Source organism: Pseudomonas sp. Sample_22, from assembly GCF_004307635.1.
GTDB lineage: Bacteria > Pseudomonadota > Gammaproteobacteria > Pseudomonadales > Pseudomonadaceae > Aquipseudomonas.
The window spans coordinates 73,604-90,675 of sequence record NZ_RCNY01000084.1 but is presented as its reverse complement, the minus strand read 5'-3'; the positions used below and the strand labels follow the sequence as shown (position 1 = coordinate 90,675).

The 17,072-nt window shown below is 57.9% G+C and carries 10 protein-coding genes; 5 read left to right on the top strand and 5 right to left on the bottom strand.

Annotated features, from left to right (window positions below; all coding sequences use genetic code 11):
- The first annotated feature begins 19 nt into the window (after positions 1–19).
- From D8U73_RS22750 to D8U73_RS22740, 3 genes are all read left to right on the top strand, one after another.
- Entirely contained in the window at positions 20–508 is a 489-nt protein-coding gene (locus D8U73_RS22750; RefSeq protein WP_056855677.1) for a DUF3015 domain-containing protein, read from the top strand.
- Positions 509–603: 95 nt separating this feature from the next.
- On the top strand, positions 604–2,457 hold the full coding sequence (locus tag D8U73_RS22745; RefSeq protein ID WP_130905857.1) for a DUF4105 domain-containing protein: 1,854 nt from the start codon (positions 604–606) through the stop codon (positions 2,455–2,457).
- 75 nt (positions 2,458–2,532) lie between these two features.
- Positions 2,533–3,027, top strand: a complete 495-nt coding sequence (locus D8U73_RS22740; RefSeq protein ID WP_130905856.1) for a GreA/GreB family elongation factor — start codon at positions 2,533–2,535, stop codon at positions 3,025–3,027.
- Here the strand turns inward: D8U73_RS22740 and gdhA are convergent.
- Positions 3,024–4,361, bottom strand: coding sequence for an NADP-specific glutamate dehydrogenase (gene gdhA / locus D8U73_RS22735; protein WP_056855680.1), 1,338 nt, complete (start codon positions 4,359–4,361; stop codon positions 3,024–3,026). The genes D8U73_RS22740 and gdhA overlap by 4 nt on opposite strands.
- Before the next feature lie 369 nt (positions 4,362–4,730).
- On the bottom strand, positions 4,731–6,395 hold the full coding sequence (ettA, locus tag D8U73_RS22730) for an energy-dependent translational throttle protein EttA (RefSeq protein WP_020798667.1): 1,665 nt from the start codon (positions 6,393–6,395) through the stop codon (positions 4,731–4,733).
- A 285-nt stretch (positions 6,396–6,680) separates the two neighbouring features.
- On the opposite strand from ettA, the gene D8U73_RS22725 reads away from it, so the two are divergent.
- Positions 6,681–10,529, top strand: coding sequence for a bifunctional diguanylate cyclase/phosphodiesterase (locus D8U73_RS22725; RefSeq protein WP_056855682.1), 3,849 nt, complete (start codon positions 6,681–6,683; stop codon positions 10,527–10,529).
- Between the two features lie 275 nt (positions 10,530–10,804).
- Complete coding sequence (glyA, locus tag D8U73_RS22720; RefSeq protein WP_056855683.1) at positions 10,805–12,058, top strand: serine hydroxymethyltransferase; 1,254 nt, start codon at positions 10,805–10,807, stop codon at positions 12,056–12,058.
- A 117-nt stretch (positions 12,059–12,175) separates the two neighbouring features.
- Here glyA and lanM read toward each other — a convergent pair whose 3' ends face one another.
- The 3 genes from lanM to D8U73_RS22705 all read right to left on the bottom strand — a co-directional run bounded on the left by lanM (position 12,176) and on the right by D8U73_RS22705 (position 17,064).
- Complete coding sequence (lanM, locus tag D8U73_RS22715) at positions 12,176–15,250, bottom strand: type 2 lanthipeptide synthetase LanM (RefSeq protein ID WP_130905855.1); 3,075 nt, start codon at positions 15,248–15,250, stop codon at positions 12,176–12,178.
- A 522-nt stretch (positions 15,251–15,772) separates the two neighbouring features.
- The gene (gene yjiA / locus D8U73_RS22710) at positions 15,773–16,744 is read right to left on the bottom strand and encodes a GTPase (RefSeq protein WP_130905854.1); all 972 of its coding nucleotides are present in this window, start codon (positions 16,742–16,744) and stop codon (positions 15,773–15,775) included.
- Positions 16,745–16,866: 122 nt separating this feature from the next.
- Complete coding sequence (locus D8U73_RS22705; RefSeq protein ID WP_007895266.1) at positions 16,867–17,064, bottom strand: YbdD/YjiX family protein; 198 nt, start codon at positions 17,062–17,064, stop codon at positions 16,867–16,869.
- Positions 17,065–17,072 lie beyond the last annotated feature (8 nt).

Genomic DNA, 17,072 nt, shown 5'->3' with positions numbered 1-17,072 from the left:
ACATAAAGAGAACAAAGCTATGAAACGGATTCTTCTCGGTACTCTCTTCACCGCTGTATCCATCAACGCCATGGCTCAGGCGCCAGGCGGCCCGGATTGCGGTTGGGGCAACATGCTGTTCGAAGGTCAGCGTGGCACCCCGGCTCACTTCCTGGCATCCACCACCAACGGCACTTCCGGCAATGCAACCTTCGGTATGACTTCCGGTACCAACGGTTGCTCCACCAACGCGTCGCTGACCTATGGCGGCAAATCCTGGTTTGCCATGAATGGCATGATGAACGAGCTGTCCGAAGACATGGCCAAGGGTCAGGGCGAAGCGCTGACTACTTACGCCGTGGTACTGGGCGTGGCGCCGGAAGACCGTGCGCACTTCGCCGCCGTCACTCACCAGCACTTCCAGCAGATCTTCAGCAAGGCTGACGTGACTGCAGAAGATGTGCATACCAACACCCTGGCCGTTCTGAAGAGCGATCCTCGTCTGGCCAAGTACGCTACTCAGGCTTAAGCTCGATCAGCCCGTTTCTCTTCGGAGAGCGGGCTTTTATTTTTTCGACCTGCCCTTCTTCGGGTCTTTGTTTTTTCCTGTTTAAGTTGCCGACTATGCTCAAACGCCTTGCCTGGCTGGCGCTCTGTGTCTGCGCCCCGCTGTCCGCCGCGCCCGTTATCGACAATCAACGTTTGCAGCAACTGGCCAACGATCCTTTCTGGATTTCACTGGGCCATTACGAAACCGCCAAGCTCGGCGGCTGGCGCAGCTATGTCAGCGATCCGAAGTTCTTCCTTGCCGCCGATGGCAACGCACACCCGGACCGTGAACTGGCGGCCACCGTGCAAGCGCTGTACGCGCCCGCCAGCGCGGGCGAGCAGCACGCTCAATGCGTTTATCCGGCGCGCACCCGTTGGCTCAAAGCACAGCTCAACCTGACAGATCTGCCAGTCCTGGACTGCGCCGAATTCAAGCAATGGTTCAAGGATGTCTCGCCCCACAGCGCGGTAATGATCTTCCCCGCGGCGTATTTGAACAGCCCTTCCTCGATGTTCGGCCACACCCTGCTGCGTATCGATCAGGCGGATGTGCAAAGCGACAAGACTTCGCTGCTCAGCTACGCAATCAACTTCGGTGCGTACATCGAAGGTTCGGACAACAGCATTCTCTATGCCTGGAAAGGCTTGATGGGCGGTTACCCGGGGTTGTTTGCCCTGGTGCCGTATCAGGAAAAACTCTCGGAATACCGCAGCCTGGAAAACCGCGACCTGTGGGAATACCGGCTCAACCTGACCCAGCAGGAAACCGCGCGCATGGTCGAGCATGTCTGGGAGTTGAAGCAGATCAAGTTCGACTACTTCTTCTTCGACGAAAACTGCTCCTATCGCCTGCTGGAACTGTTGCAAGTGGCCCGCCCGAGCCTGCGCCTGACCGAACAATTCCCTCTGACCGCCATTCCCACCGACACCGTCAAAGCGGTGAAAGACGCAGGGCTGGTCGAGTCGATTGAGTATCGTCCATCCCGCGAACGGGAGTTGTTGAGCCGCGCCGAGCCGTTGTCCGATGAAGAACAACAATGGGTGCTGACCGTAAGCGCCGACCAGAAGCAACTGCAAACCCCGGCCTTCAAGGCCCAGCCTCGCGCGCGCCAGGCACTGATCATCGACGCGGCCTATCGTCTTGAACGGTATCGCGCCAACGGCCAGGAACGCGATCCGCAGCGGGCACAGCGCAGCTTCGAACTGCTGCGGGCGATCAACCAGAACCCGGCACCGGAACTGGACATCCCGCAACCCGGCCTGCCAGAGGATGGTCATGAATCCCGCACGTGGCAGGCCGGTCTAGGTACCCGTGGCGACCGCGCCTTTGGCGAATACGGTTTGCGCATGGCCTATCACGACCTCAACGACAACTCGGAAAGCTTCCCCCTTGGCGCGCAGATCGAAATCCTGCAACTGAAGCTGCGCCAATACGAAGGCAATGATTGGCAGGTGCAGCAACTGGACCTGGCGACCATTCGTTCCCTGACCCCGCGCAACGAGCTGCTGCAACCGCTGTCGTGGCAGGTGACCGGCGGCCTGGAACGGGTGCCGGGCAAGCATGACGATGAAACCCTGGTCAGCCACGTCAATGGCGGTGGCGGCGGCACCTGGCAACTGGCCGACGACATGCTCGGCTTTGCCTTGGGCACTGTGCGGGTGGAGCACAACAATGACTTCGCCGAATTCATTTCTCCGGCAACAGGTTTCAACACCGGCCTGCTCTGGAAAAACCCGCTGGGTAACTTGAGCCTTGAGACCAGGGGCGATTTCTTCACCAATGGCGAAGTGCGCCGCTCCATCAGTTTGAACCAGCAATGGGAGCTATCGCGCAACCTGGGCCTGCGCCTGAGCGCCCAGCGCGAATTCAGCCACCTGGCTTCGCCGGAGAACGAAGTGATGCTTGAGGTGAAGTGGTATCACTACTGATTTGAGTCGCTTTCAGACATTCAAAGAAACCAAATGCCAGCAACCATGGCCCAAACCCTATAACGGGAGAAAACCATGAGTCGCGCCTTCGTCAATGAAGATAACGCCGCCGCGCAAGCCGATCAGCCAGTTGAACGGCAGGTCAGTGCGCAACCCAACTACGTCACGCCGCAAGGGTTGAAGTTGTTGCAGGAAAAAGTCGCCGAGCTGCAAGCGCTGCATGCCGAACAATCGGCCAGGATCGACCAGACCGACAAACAACGCCTGGTCGACCTCGAACGGGACCTGCGCTACTTCAAGCAGCGATTGAGCAGCGCACAGGTTGCAGCTGTCGCCACTTCAACCGAAAAAGTGCAGATCGGCAGCTGGGTGACCTACGCCGATGAGCATGACAGCGAACACCGGGTACAATTGGTGGGCGAAGATCAGGCCGATGCCGCCCATGGCCTGATCAATTGGGGCTCGCCACTGGGTCGGGCGTTGCTCGGCGCACAACTCGGTGACGAGGTGCTGTGGCAACGCCCGGCCGGTGATCAAGTGATCGAAGTGATCCGCATCGAACCGGCTTAAACCACACCCTGAGCAAGCATCGCATCGGCGACTTTGACGAAGCCGGCGATGTTCGCGCCCTTGACGTAATTGACCTGACCGTTCTCTTCGCCGTAATGCACACAGGCGTGGTGGATCGACTGCATGATCGCGTGCAGCTTGCTGTCCACCTCACCGCCGGTCCACAGCAGACGCATGGCGTTCTGCGACATCTCCAGACCGCTGACGGCAACGCCACCGGCATTGGACGCCTTGCCCGGGGCGAACAGGATCCCCGCCTCGATGAACAGGTCCACTGCTTCCAGCGTGGTCGGCATGTTCGCGCCCTCGGCCACGCAGATGCAGCCATTGCGCAGCAGAGCGCGAGCCGCCTCGGCATCCAGTTCGTTTTGCGTGGCGCAAGGCAGCGCGATATCGCACCTCAGCCCCCACGGGTGTTGCCCGGCAAGGAACTCAAGACCAAAACGGCCGGCCAATTCGCTGATGCGCCCGCGCTGGACGTTTTTCAGCTCCAGCACCGCGCTCCATTGCTCTTCGGTCAAACCGCTTTCGCAGTACAGCGTGCCTTCGGAATCCGACAGCGAGATCACCTTGCCCCCCAGGTCCATGACCTTGCGCGCAGCGTATTGGGCGACGTTGCCGGAACCGGAAATCGCCACACGCTTGCCCTCGACGGTTTGCTCGCGACGCTTGAGCATTTCCTCGGCAAAGTAAACGCAACCGAAACCCGTCGCTTCCGGGCGGATCAGGCTGCCGCCGTAGCTTGGACCTTTACCGGTCAGCACGCTGGTGAACTGGTTGCTCAAGCGCTTGTACTGACCGAACAGGAAACCGATCTCGCGGGCACCGACGCCGATGTCTCCGGCCGGCACGTCAACGTCGGCGCCGATGTGCCGGTACAGCTCGCTCATGAAAGCCTGGCAGAAGCGCATGACTTCGGCATCGCTTTTGCCTTTGGGGTCGAAGTCCGAACCGCCCTTGCCACCGCCCATGGGCAGCGACGTCAGCGAGTTCTTGAAGGTCTGCTCGAAGGCGAGGAATTTCAGCACGCCGAGGTTAACCGAAGGATGGAAGCGCAAACCGCCCTTGTACGGACCGATGGCACTGTTCATCTGGATGCGGAAGCCACGGTTGACCTGCACCTTGCCATGATCATCGACCCAGGAAACCCGAAACACGACTGCCCGCTCCGGTTCACAGATGCGTTCCAGAATGCCCGAGGTCAGGTAGTGCGGATTGGCTTCGAGAAACGGCCACAGGCTGCGCAGGACTTCTTCGACAGCCTGGTGAAATTCGGGTTGATCCGGGTCGCGTTTTTTCAGGCGCGCCAGGAAAGATTCGACGGATTCGATCATGAAGAGTCTCGGCAAATTTATTGTCGTTGGGAGAGATTGCGCCGGACTTTAACAAACGGATCGCGCACAGGAACAGAGCAAAATGTCGCTTCTATGAAATTAAATGGTGCACAGGATATAAATCAGACCGGTTTTTAGCCCTATTTTGCACTTGAATGGTGAGATCAGACTCAAATTATGCACCAACAGTTATATCGCCATCGCTGGCAAGCCAGCTCCCACAGTGTCAGCGGTGACTACATTTCCGGGCATGACAAAAATCCTGTGGGAGCTGGCTTGCCAGCGATGAATTCACCGCAGTATTCCTGAAAAAAACCGGGCAAAAAAAAACGAAGCCCGAAGGCTCCGCTCTTTATGCAACCAACCCAATCAGGCCAGTTTCTTGTGCCGTACACGATGCGGCTGGGCAGCTGCTTCGCCGAGACGCTTTTTACGATCGGCTTCGTATTCGGTGTAGTTACCTTCGAAGAACACCGCTTGGGAATCGTCTTCGTACGCCAGGATGTGCGTCGCGACGCGGTCCAGAAACCAGCGATCGTGAGAGATCACAATGGCGGCGCCCGGGAAGTCCAGCAGGGCTTCTTCCAGGGAACGCAGGGTTTCAACGTCGAGGTCGTTGGACGGTTCGTCGAGCAGCAGGACGTTGCCGCCCTCCTTCAGGGTCAGCGCCAGGTGCAAGCGACCACGCTCACCACCGGACAGGTCCTTGACGAACTTCTGCTGGTCGCCGCCCTTGAAGTTGAAGCGACCGACATAGGTACGCGACGGGATCTCGTAGTTGCCGATGCGGATCTGGTCGGAACCGTCGGAGATCTGCTGGAACACGGTCTTGCTGCCGTCCAGGTCTTCGCGGCTCTGGTCGACACAAGCCAGTTGCACGGTTTCACCGACTTCGATGCTGCCCGAATCCGGAGTTTCCTTGCCCATCAGCATGCGGAACAGGGTGGATTTACCAGCACCGTTACCGCCGATCACGCCAACGATGGCGCCTTTAGGCATGGAGAACGACAGGTTGTCGATCAGCACGCGATCGCCATAACCCTTGGTAACGTTCTTGAACTCGATGACCTTGTCGCCCAGGCGTGGACCGGCCGGGATGTAGATCTCGTTGGTTTCGCTGCGCTTCTGGAATTCCTGCGATTGCATTTCTTCGAAGCGTTGCAGACGAGCCTTGGATTTCGACTGGCGGGCCTTGGCGCCTTTGCGCACCCATTCCAGTTCTTCCTTCATGGCTTTTTCGTGAGCCGACTGCTGCTTGGATTCCTGGGCCAGACGATCGGACTTGGCTTCCAGCCAACCCGAATAGTTGCCCTCATAAGGAATGCCCGCGCCGCGGTCGAGTTCCAGGATCCAGCCCGCGACGTTGTCGAGGAAGTAACGGTCGTGCGTGATCGCGACCACGGTGCCCGGGAAGTCGTGCAGGAAGTGCTCCAGCCAGGCGACGGAATCGGCATCCAAGTGGTTGGTCGGTTCGTCGAGCAGCAGCATGTCCGGCGCGGACAGCAGCAGACGGCACAGGGCCACACGGCGCTTTTCACCACCGGAGAGGTGTTCGACCTTGGCATCCCAGGCCGGCAGACGCAGCGCATCGGCGGCGACTTCCAGCTGACGCTCAAGGTTGTGGCCGTCGCTGGCCTGCAGGATCGCTTCGAGCTTGGCCTGTTCAGCGGCCAGTTTGTCGAAGTCGGCATCCGGATCGGCGTAGGCCGCATAGACCTCGTCCAGGCGCGCCTGGGCGTCCTTGATCACGCTGACCGCTTCCTCGACCACTTCACGCACGGTCTTGGTCGGATCAAGTTGTGGCTCTTGCGGCAGATAACCGATATTCAGGTCCGGCATCGGACGCGCTTCGCCGTCGAATTCAGTGTCGACGCCGGCCATGATTTTCAGCAGCGTGGATTTACCCGAGCCGTTTAACCCGAGTACGCCGATCTTGGCGCCCGGGAAGAACGACAAAGAGATGTTTTTCAGGATTTCCCGCTTCGGCGGAACAACTTTACCCAGCCGATGCATGGTGAATACGTATTGAGCCATGGAGAACCTTGGGTCAGTGACTATGAATGATTGGAGCGCAGGCGATGCCCGGGCCAGACCGTGCGCGTTCTACGCTTGACGAGGGCAATGCGTGCGCGCTGAAAGAAGTCTGATTCTAGGAGCTGGAACGCTCCCGCGTAACCGGCAAAGCTACCTGAATGACAGGTGGCCGTCCAGCCGAGCGGGGCTGGCACTTTGCCACAACTCAAGGCATGCTAGCCGCCCTTCGGGCGTCCGGCTTATAGTGCACGTCGCGCCAGTCCAGCCAAACCGCAGGATTAAAGTTTGTCCAACGTCCCTTCGTCCCTGATCACCAGTGCCCCCACTGCGGCGCCCGGCTCGCCCCTGCGCGGCACCCTCAAAGGCGCGCTCGCGACACTGGTGCTGATGCTGCTCGCCCTGATGTTCTGGCAGCTCCTGGATCAGTTGCGCGAGACCCAAAAAACCCAGCGCCAGTACACCATCGACTACACCGCTGACCTGGCAGCGCAAGTCAGTCTGAACATGGCGCTCAACGCGCGGATCGCCCTCAATCTGCTGCCGATTGTCGAACAGCCGCAAACAGCCGACGAACAGCAGGAGTTGCTGCGCAAGCTGCAAAAGTCCCTGCCCGATCTGATCAGCCTTGCCTTGCTGAGCCCCTCGGGCAGGATCCTGAATGACAGCGCCAGCAACAGCGAAGATGCCGACTATCTGGCCGAGCTGGTCCGGCGCAGTCGTGCCCAGCCTCATTACTTCAGCAATGCCATCGATGGCTCGGTGGTGCACCTGTTGCTGCATCAAGCCAGCGGCAGTACCCGCGGCTATTGGGCCCTGCGCCTGAAACCAACGTTTTTCACGACCTTGACCAAGCTCAATGAAGCGGGTGACCGGCCATTGTGGCTGGTGGAAAACCGCTTCAATCACCAAATCATCAGTCGTGATGAATCACTGCCGCTGGTCAATCCAGGCACGCTGACCCAGGACGATCTGACCAACAGTGTGCTGACGGTTCCCCTGAGCAGCAGCGACTGGCAACTGCGCGGCCTGTTCGATCGCCACCGCGTGCTCGAAGAACTGCTGCCCGCCTTTATCGGCAAATGCCTGCTGGGGCTGGCCTTCTCGATGCTGCCGTTCATCGTTCTACTGAACATGCGCCGCCGCCAGCGCCAATTACATGAAGGCCGGCGCCGCTATCAGGAGATTTTCGAGGGCACCGGTGTTGCGCTGTGCGTGCTCGATGTGGCCAGCCTCAAGAACGTATTCGACAAAGCCCGATTGCACAGTAACGAGCAACTGCATACCTGGCTTGCCGATCCGGAACAACGTCGGCAATTGCTGCAAGAACTGCGGATTACCGAGGTCAACCAGGTGGCCCTGCAACTGCTCAATGTCAACACCACCCAACAGGCCTGGGACTTGCTGATAGACGGCAACCCGCTGGACGGCAGTGCCATCGGTAATAAGGTGCTCGAAGCGCTCCTCAACCGGCAGGAGCAGCTGGAACTGGAGATCAAACTGCAGGACGCCACAGGCCGCGATCAGCACCTGTGGCTGGTGCTGCGCCTGCCGCAAGACCTGGCCGACTATAAAGCGGTAATCCTGAGCATCACCGACATCACCAGCCGCAAGCTCATCGAGCTGTCTTTGCAAGAGCGCGAAGGGTTCTGGTCGGATGTGGTGCGTACCGTGCCCGATCACTTGTACGTGCAGGACGTGATCAGCCAGCGGATGATCTTCAGCAATCACCATCTGGGCCAGACGCTGGGCTACAACCGCGCTGAACTGCAGCAGATGGGCGAGTATTTCTGGGAGATCCTCCTGCATCCCGACGATGCCGACTTCTACCACCGTTCACGCCAGAGCCAGCGCCTGGGTGGTTACAGCCAACTGTTGCAATGCCAATTGCGCTTTCGTCACCGCGACGGTGAATGGCGGCGCTTCGACATTCGTGAACAGGCCCTGGCGCGGGACAAGCATGACCAGGTGACGCGCATCATCGGCGTGGCCAAGGACGTCACCGAACAGATCGAAGCCAGCGAGTCCCTGCGCGACAGCGAGCAGCGTTACCGGATGCTCGCGGAAAGCATCAGCGATGTGATTTTCTCCACCGACAGCCGCATGGCCCTCAATTATGTCAGCCCGTCGGTGCAAGCCGTACTCGGCTACGACGCCGAGTGGATTTTCCAGAATGGCTGGCAATCGACCATTGCCAACCCTCACCAACTGACCGGTATCTACAGCCTGATGGAACGGGTCGGCAAAGCCCTGGACCAGCCCGACCAGTTGGCACTGTTGCGCAACCAGGTGCAGACCCAACTGTTCCTGTTTGACTGCCTGCGCGCAGACGGTCGCAAGATCCCGATCGAGTTGCGCCTGGTGCTGGTCTGGGACGAGCACGGCGCCTTCGAAGGCGTGCTCGGTGTCGGACGTGATATCAGTCAGCAACGTCGCGCCGAAAAGGACCTGCGCATGGCCGCTACGGTTTTCGAGCATTCGACCTCGGCGATCCTGATCACTGACCCGGCCGGCTACATCGTCCAGGCCAACGAAGCCTTCAGCCGTGTCAGTGGCTATGCCGTGGAACAAGTACTCGACCAGTTGCCGAACATGCTGACCGTCGACGAGCAGCAGGAAGCTCACCTGCGTTATGTGCTCATGCAACTCAATCAGCACAGCACCTGGGAAGGCGAAGTCTGGTTGCGGCGCCGCAACGGTGAGCATTATCCGGCGTGGGTTGGCATCACCGCTGTGCTGGACGACGAAGGCGACCTCGCCAGTTACGTGTGCTTCTTCAGCGACATCAGCGAGCGCAAGGCCAGCGAGCAGCGGATTCATCGCCTCGCTTATTACGATGCACTGACGCACCTGCCTAACCGCACGCTGTTCCAGGACCGCTTGCACACGGCGCTGCAAGCGGCCGAACGTCAGAAGTCCTGGGTGGTGCTGATGTTCCTCGACCTGGACCGTTTCAAACCGATCAACGATTCCCTGGGCCACGCCGCCGGCGACCGCATGCTCAAGGAAATGGCGACGCGCCTGCTCGGTTGCGTCGACGATGACGACACCGTGGCGCGCATGGGCGGTGATGAGTTCACCCTGCTCCTGCAACCGCGCGCCAATCGTGAAATTGCCTTGAACCGGGCCATTCACGTAGCGGAACAGATTCTCGCCAGCCTGGTAAAACCCTTCGTGCTCGAAGGCCGCGAATTCTTCGTCACCGCCAGTATTGGCATCGCCCTGAGCCCGCAGGACGGCAACGAACTCAGCCAGCTGATGAAGAACGCCGACACGGCGATGTACCACGCCAAGGAACGCGGCAAGAACAACTTCCAGTTCTATCAGGCGGACATGAACGCCAGCGCTCTGGAGCGTCTGGAGCTGGAAAGCGACCTGCGCCACGCTCTGGAGCAGAATGAATTCGTGCTGTATTACCAGCCGCAATTCAGCGGCGACGGCAAACGTTTGACCGGCGCCGAGGCCCTACTGCGCTGGCGCCATCCGCGCCGTGGCCTGGTGCCGCCAGGGGACTTCATTCCGGTGCTGGAAGAGCTCGGCCTGGTGGTGGATGTGGGTGACTGGGTGATCAGTGAAGCCTGCCGTCAACTCAAGACCTGGCATCAGGCCAGATTGCGCGTGCCGAAGGTGTCGGTGAACATTTCCGCGCGGCAATTCTCCGACGGCCAACTCGGCATGCGGATCGCCACCATTCTCAAGGAAACCGGCTTGCCGCCGGCGTGCCTGGAACTGGAGCTGACCGAAAGTATCCTGATGCGAGAAGTCAGTGAGGCGATGCAGATTCTCGACGGCCTGAAAAATCTTGGCCTGAGCATTGCTGTCGATGACTTCGGCACCGGTTATTCATCGCTCAACTACCTCAAGCAGTTCCCGATCGACGTGCTGAAAATCGACCGCACCTTCGTCGACGGCCTGCCATCCGGCGAACAGGACGCGCAGATTGCCCGCGCGATCATCGCCATGGCCCACAGCCTCAACCTGGCGGTGATCGCCGAGGGCGTGGAAACCCATGAGCAGCTGGATTTCCTCAGGGAGCACGGTTGCGACGAGGTTCAAGGCTACCTGTTCGGCCGCCCGATGCCGGCCGGGCAGTTTGAAGTGCAGTTCAGCAATGATGCGCTGTTCATGTTCGACTGAGACGTTGTGGTGAAACAGCCGGGCCTCATCGCTGGCAAGCCAGCTCCCACAATGTCCGTGTCGGTCGTGAATTGATCGTTCCCACGCAGAGCGTGGGAACGATCAACAACACAAGACCCTGTGGGAGCTGGCTTGCCAGCGATGGGGCCGGCACAGGTGCCGCATATCCGGTCATGAAGCCCACTTGTCTGCGACATGATGCCGTTTCATATGCCATCTAAAACCCATTGGGTTAGAATGCCCCCCTTTTCCGCCCCCGATCCTTGAGGACCGCCATGTTCAGCCGTGATTTGACTATTGCCAAGTACGACGCCGATCTCTTTGCCGCCATGGAGCAAGAAGCTCAGCGCCAGGAAGAGCACATTGAGCTGATCGCTTCGGAAAACTACACCAGCCCTGCGGTGATGGAAGCTCAAGGCTCGGTGCTGACCAACAAGTACGCCGAAGGCTACCCAGGCAAGCGCTACTACGGTGGTTGCGAGTACGTCGACGTCGTCGAGCAACTGGCCATCGACCGCGCCAAAGAACTGTTCGGCGCCGATTACGCCAACGTTCAACCGCACGCCGGTTCGCAAGCCAACGCCGCTGTCTACCTGGCGCTGCTGTCGGCCGGTGACACCATCCTGGGCATGAGCCTGGCCCACGGCGGTCACTTGACCCACGGTGCCAGCGTTTCGTCTTCGGGCAAGCTGTACAACGCCATCCAGTACGGCATCGATGCCAACGGCCTGATCGACTACGACGAAGTCGAGCGCCTGGCAGTCGAGCACAAGCCGAAAATGATCGTGGCCGGTTTCTCTGCCTACTCGCAGATCCTCGACTTCCCGCGCTTCCGTGCAATCGCCGACAAAGTGGGTGCCTACCTGTTCGTCGACATGGCCCACGTGGCCGGTCTGGTTGCCGCGGGCGTCTACCCGAACCCGGTTCCATTCGCTGACGTCGTGACCACCACCACCCACAAGACCCTGCGTGGTCCACGTGGCGGCCTGATCCTGGCTCGCGCCAATGCCGATATCGAGAAGAAGCTGAACTCCGCCGTATTCCCGGGCGCCCAGGGCGGCCCGCTGGAGCATGTGATCGCTGCCAAGGCAATCTGCTTCAAGGAAGCGCTGCAGCCTGAGTTCAAGGCTTACCAGCAACAAGTGGTGAAGAACGCCAAGGCCATGGCCGGCGTGTTCATCGAGCGCGGTTTCGACGTGGTTTCCGGCGGTACCGAAAACCACCTGTTCCTGCTGTCGCTGATCAAGCAGGAAATCTCCGGTAAAGACGCCGACGCCGCGCTGGGCAAAGCGTTCATCACCGTGAACAAGAACTCCGTGCCAAACGACCCACGCTCCCCGTTCGTCACCTCCGGCCTGCGCTTCGGCACTCCGGCAGTGACCACTCGCGGCTTCAAGGAAGCAGAGTGCAAGGAACTGGCCGGCTGGATCTGCGACATCCTGGCAGATCTTTCCAACGAAGCGGTGATCGACGCCGTTCGTGAGAAGGTCAAGGCCATCTGCAAGAAGCTGCCGGTGTACGGCGCTTAATCAGCGTTGCTGAACCGCAGTTGAAAAACCGGCCAGGAAACTGGCCGGTTTTTTTTCGTCGACAAATCAACCTGGTCAGCGCCGCTCTTTATCAAGCTGATCCTGACGCCTTTGCGCTCAAGGCTCGACTGTCGGCTGCGCGAACTTCATGGATAACACATCAGGCAAACCGCCTTCTACCGCATTCAGCAGGGCCTGACCGACACCCGTAATCCCCAGCATCAGCCCCAGGTCCGGGACACTGCCCTCCCCCAAGAAGTCTTCATCGAGGAAGTTATGGAGCACCTGAGAGAGCGCCCCCATGACCCTGGCAATGCCCGGTGCGTTGCCCGTGTCACGGTACTCGCTCAGCAAGCACATGAGATTGCCGAAATCGCCGTGACACAAACTGTAGCCCGAACCCAGCCCCTGTTCCCAAAGGTGGCGCTCACAACGCTCGGCGTCTTGTTCGAGCAAATCCCGGGTGTCGCCATCCAGCGTGCCGCCCATCGTACGTATCAACCAACGTCGGGCAATCAGAATACCCGCGTCGCCATGACACCACTTGATGGTGGACGAAGACCTCGCGTTTTCACGTAAATCAAGCCAGTACCCCTCGACAGTGAGGCGATTTTCAGCCCGTACGTACTGTGCGATCAACTGAGCCAACAGCGGATCGCGGGTCACGTCCCACACCTTGCCCAATGCGTACAGAACACCGGAAATACCATGGGAAAAACCTGTCCACAGCGGCTTGCCCGTGTTTTTTAACAACAACACTCCGTTATCCAGCGTCACTGCCGATTGGATCGATTGCGAGAAACGTTCGATCAGGGGGAGCAATGTCTCACGCTGTTCAAGCTGATAAAGGTTCACCAGTACAGTCACCGCCCCGCACCAGCCATGAATGAAATCGAACTCATCGGCTGTGCTCGGGATATCTGCCAGTTTGCCCAGCAATTCATCGACCTTTGTCTCGTACGTCAGACGACCAGTCATGAGTCGATAATTGACCAACACGTATAAATAGGAGGTCAGGCCGAAATAGGCACTGACCGTCAGTTCACTGGCGAAGTGCCCGTGGGACAGGGCCATGGAGCACAGAATGCGTTCGGCATCCTCCAGATAAGGCAATTCACCGGTGATCCGGTACAGGCTCAAGTAGAAAATCGCCAGGCCGCCCATGCCGTTGTATACACCGCAGCCCATGGGTGAAATGAAATGGCGGCTTGTACGAGGGTGCGTATCCATGAACCTCCAGCCTGCATCGCCTTGCTCACCGTAAATACGCACCTTTGCGATGGCCTCAGCAATCTTCATCGCACAACGCACATACTGCGCCGAGCTCAGGTCTGGCACGACGTTAAGTTGATGTTCGCGGTTCATAGGCAAGGCTTCGCTTGCCACGGGAAACAGGCACATCTGCAATACATGCCTCTGAAAGGCTTTATCGCTTGACGAGAAACTCTCCAGCTTGCGGCGGCAACTGTCGAACGAGTTCTCGATCGCCAGGGAAGCAACAGTCTCGCCATGGGCATTGATCAAGTGGCTGGATAACAATGGCAAGGTGAAACAAGGGATGTCGGTTTTTTTCAGATCCCTGATTTCATGCCGAGGTATCTCATAATCGTTGAGTGTCTCAGGCAAGTCTGACCACAGGGTCGCCAGCAACAACTCCTGTTGAACGCGACACTGAGTAAAACGCGGATGAAGCATCATCGCGATGAAATCCGCATAGCGCTGCGTATTTTTCATCAGGACGCGAGTCTTCAGTGAGGCGGCATGTTGCGCGAGCAGTTCAAGCACGGCTTCCCGAGTGTTCATCAATTCATCGTAGGCGCGCTCGAAACCCAGAAAAAATGCGGCCTGGTGATCAGCGACCGAATGCGTCGTGCCAGCGAAAACCGGCAAGTGCCGGATGACCGGCCGACTGTCGAATTCAACGGATTTCAATCGATAAAAGCGTTGCTCGCGAACCAGCTGTTTTCTCTTCCCCGTGAAGTGCTGCTGGCGGCTAAGACCGCTGTAATCATTGTCTGAATCCGGGGTGTAAGGCACGAAGCCACTTGAAAAAACGGATTGCCCATTGAGCTTGATCGTTTTGAACAGGGCGCGGCTGTGCGCCAATGGCGTTCTCAAATCAATCATGGACGGGGTGAACAAACACTCCAGATCGATCATGACCGGACTGCTGCCGCAGGCAATGATGTTTTCGTAGTGAAAGTCGATGCCGTTCAAGGCGTGGATCACTGCAACCTGGGCGCCCAGACGCTGAAAAAAAATATCCAGATCGCCTACGTTTTCGCATTCCCGGTTTTCGATTTTTTCAATCCAGCAATGATCGTCCTGCGACACCATGACCGGGGCATAAACGTCAAAGCACGCATTACCGCTGCTCGCACGCAATTGCTCAAGCAATGCCCCGTAAAACAACGCTTCCCGGTTGCTGCGGGGTTTGTACACCAGTGATCGGTCGCCGACCTGAACGAAGCAGACTGTTTCACCATTGGAGTGGAAGTCGCCCAGCCCCAGGACGATGGAGTCGATGCGTCGGTCGGAAAGCGGGAAGGCCGCTACGAGTCGTTCGATATCCTGGCTGAAGTGATCGATGACCTTGTAAAGATAAGCTACAGTGTCGTCGATTCGCTGAAACAACAGATCGGTCAAAACCGGGTAGGCAGCCAGGAACGGCACTAAGGCGCCTTCTGAGAACTCTCGGTTGAATGCCTGTAGATCCAGTTCGGGGCTCTCGGCGATCCGGCTGTTCAATTGGTGAACAAGCGATTTTTCGGCCAAGTATCTGATATTGGAAATGATACTTGCGCGAGCGCTGAGCAAGAAGGCTTCGACATTAATCCATTCACAAGCTTGCGTATATTTTTGGTCACTTTTGAAAACATGTTTCAGATAAACATACCAACAGGCATGAAAAAAACCAAACCCTTCGCTATCACTGTCATGCGCTTCGAAAGGCAACGAGACAAGATCGTCAACTCTTTCATCAAGCAGCGGAATAAAACAGCAACTTCCCCGATACGCATCCGATGAATAATATGCCAAATTCTTTATAAGCGCTTGTCGATCAACTCCAAAGTATCGCAGTACAGCCTTGTCATCCGTGTGCAGCAGCTCTATTGTCTTGCGCAGTGTTTCAGGGGATGGAACGGTATTTTTTGCTTTCAACTCTTTAATATTCAAATTATCGGTCAACATCGCCAAACACCCAAGACAAGCAGAGCGGGACGTGCCCGCCCTGCATGGAGATCGGTTAGCAGCAGCCTAGAACAGTACACTGCAGGGTTCCACAAGACACATTAGTGCACATTGTTTCCCCTCCGACATCTGCCTGACCAGAACTTGCATACGCTTCGAACTCGGCATCCAACTCGCCCGACAGATCCATAATTTGCTCTTGCATGGGATTTCTCCTGAGATATACATTTGTCTGAATTGACGACGGCGACTTTAGCACTTGACTGCAACACGTACAGCCGCAATTTAGAACAAAATGTAAAGCAGGACACCGCATATTTCGTTACATTCAAAGGCCAATATAAAATAATTACACCGCTCTGGAATTCAACGAACTCGACACGCAAACCCTTACAAACCTCACCCCATCATAAACCTGACACACAACAAATCTCGCACCATCAAACAGCAAATAAAACAAACGCCTTCAATAAAAAACCTATTTAAACTGGCGTCCCTGCCGCCATTACTGCCCGTACTTTTTTAATCCGAGACAACTCGCGCAAAACCTTCGCGAATCTTTTCTTCCGGTAAATCGTCGGCAATAAACACGATCACACTCTCACGCGCTTCGCCCTCGGCCCATGGGGTGTCCCAATCGAAACCGTAAAGCTTCAGCACGCCCTGAAACACCATGCGCCGCGGTTCGCCAGCGATGTTCAACACGCCTTTGTAGCGCAGCAGTTGTTTGCCGTGGTCTTCCAGCAGCTCGTTCATGAACTCGCTGAGCTTGTCGATATCCAGCGGCTTGTCGCTACGCAGCACAAGGCTGCTAATGCGGTCGATGGAGGGCGCCTGGCTTACCGGACGCAGACTCACGCCACCGCCAAGGTCAGCATTGAGATTGAAACCACGTACGTCGAGCATTTCGGCCAGGTCGATCTTGCCGTGATCGACCACACGGATCGGAGCCCGACGATTGATCCGGGTCAGCCGCTCGCTCAATGCGTTGAAGGTCGGCTCGTCCACCAGATCGCGCTTGCTCACCAGCAAGCGGTCGGCGAAGCCGATCTGGGCCTGGGCGATGGTCTGTGTCAGGTGGGTCTCGGCGTGTGCCGCGTCCACCAGGGTGATGATGCCATCGAGGATGTAGCGCTCTCGCAATTCTTCGTCGATGAAGAAGGTTTGCGCCACCGGCGCTGGATCGGCCAGGCCGGTGCATTCGATCACCAGCCGGTCGAACACGATGTCGCCGCCGTCGAGGCGCTCGAGCAGCAGGTACAGGGCCTTGGTCAGATCGGTGTGGATGGTGCAGCAGACGCAGCCATTGGACAGCGTCATCACTTGTACCGGCTCGTCGCCCAACAGTTGGGTATCGACGCCGGCGTCGCTGAATTCGTTTTCGATCACGGCAATTTTAAGGCCGTGCTCGGCTTTCAGCAGGTGGCGCAGCAAAGTGGTTTTACCGGCGCCGAGGAACCCGCTGAGGATTGTTACCGGGATAGGGGGTAGCAAAGGAAGGTCTCCCATACACTGAAAAAACTGTAGGAGCCTGGCTTGCCAGCGATGGCGTCCTGAAGATCGCTATCGCCGGCAAGCCGTGCTCCTACAGTGGTGTGTTACCTAAGCGTGGTGCTTCAACAGCACTTCGGCCCACCCTTGCCACCGTAACGGGCTTCCTGACGTTCGCGGAAGAACATCTCGTAGCTCATCACCGGTTTGTCCGGGTGTTTGGTTTGCATGTGCTCGACATAGTTGTCGTAGTCGGGCATGCCGACCATCAGGCGTGCGGCCTGACCGAGGTATTTACCGAGGCGACTCAGGTCATTGAACATGCTGCAAA

Bases quoted from the DNA above. Each gene is read 5' to 3' on its own strand.
- D8U73_RS22750 (WP_056855677.1), top strand. From the start codon at position 20: ATGAAACGGATTCTTCTCGGTACTCTCTTCACCGCTGTATCCATCAAC.
- D8U73_RS22745 (WP_130905857.1), top strand. From the start codon at position 604: ATGCTCAAACGCCTTGCCTGGCTGGCGCTCTGTGTCTGCGCCCCGCTG.
- D8U73_RS22740 (WP_130905856.1), top strand. From the start codon at position 2,533: ATGAGTCGCGCCTTCGTCAATGAAGATAACGCCGCCGCGCAAGCCGAT.
- gdhA (WP_056855680.1), bottom strand. From the start codon at position 4,361: ATGATCGAATCCGTCGAATCTTTCCTGGCGCGCCTGAAAAAACGCGAC.
- ettA (WP_020798667.1), bottom strand. From the start codon at position 6,395: ATGGCTCAATACGTATTCACCATGCATCGGCTGGGTAAAGTTGTTCCG.
- glyA (WP_056855683.1), top strand. From the start codon at position 10,805: ATGTTCAGCCGTGATTTGACTATTGCCAAGTACGACGCCGATCTCTTT.
- lanM (WP_130905855.1), bottom strand. From the start codon at position 15,250: ATGTTGACCGATAATTTGAATATTAAAGAGTTGAAAGCAAAAAATACC.
- D8U73_RS22705 (WP_007895266.1), bottom strand. From the start codon at position 17,064: ATGTTCAATGACCTGAGTCGCCTCGGTAAATACCTCGGTCAGGCCGCA.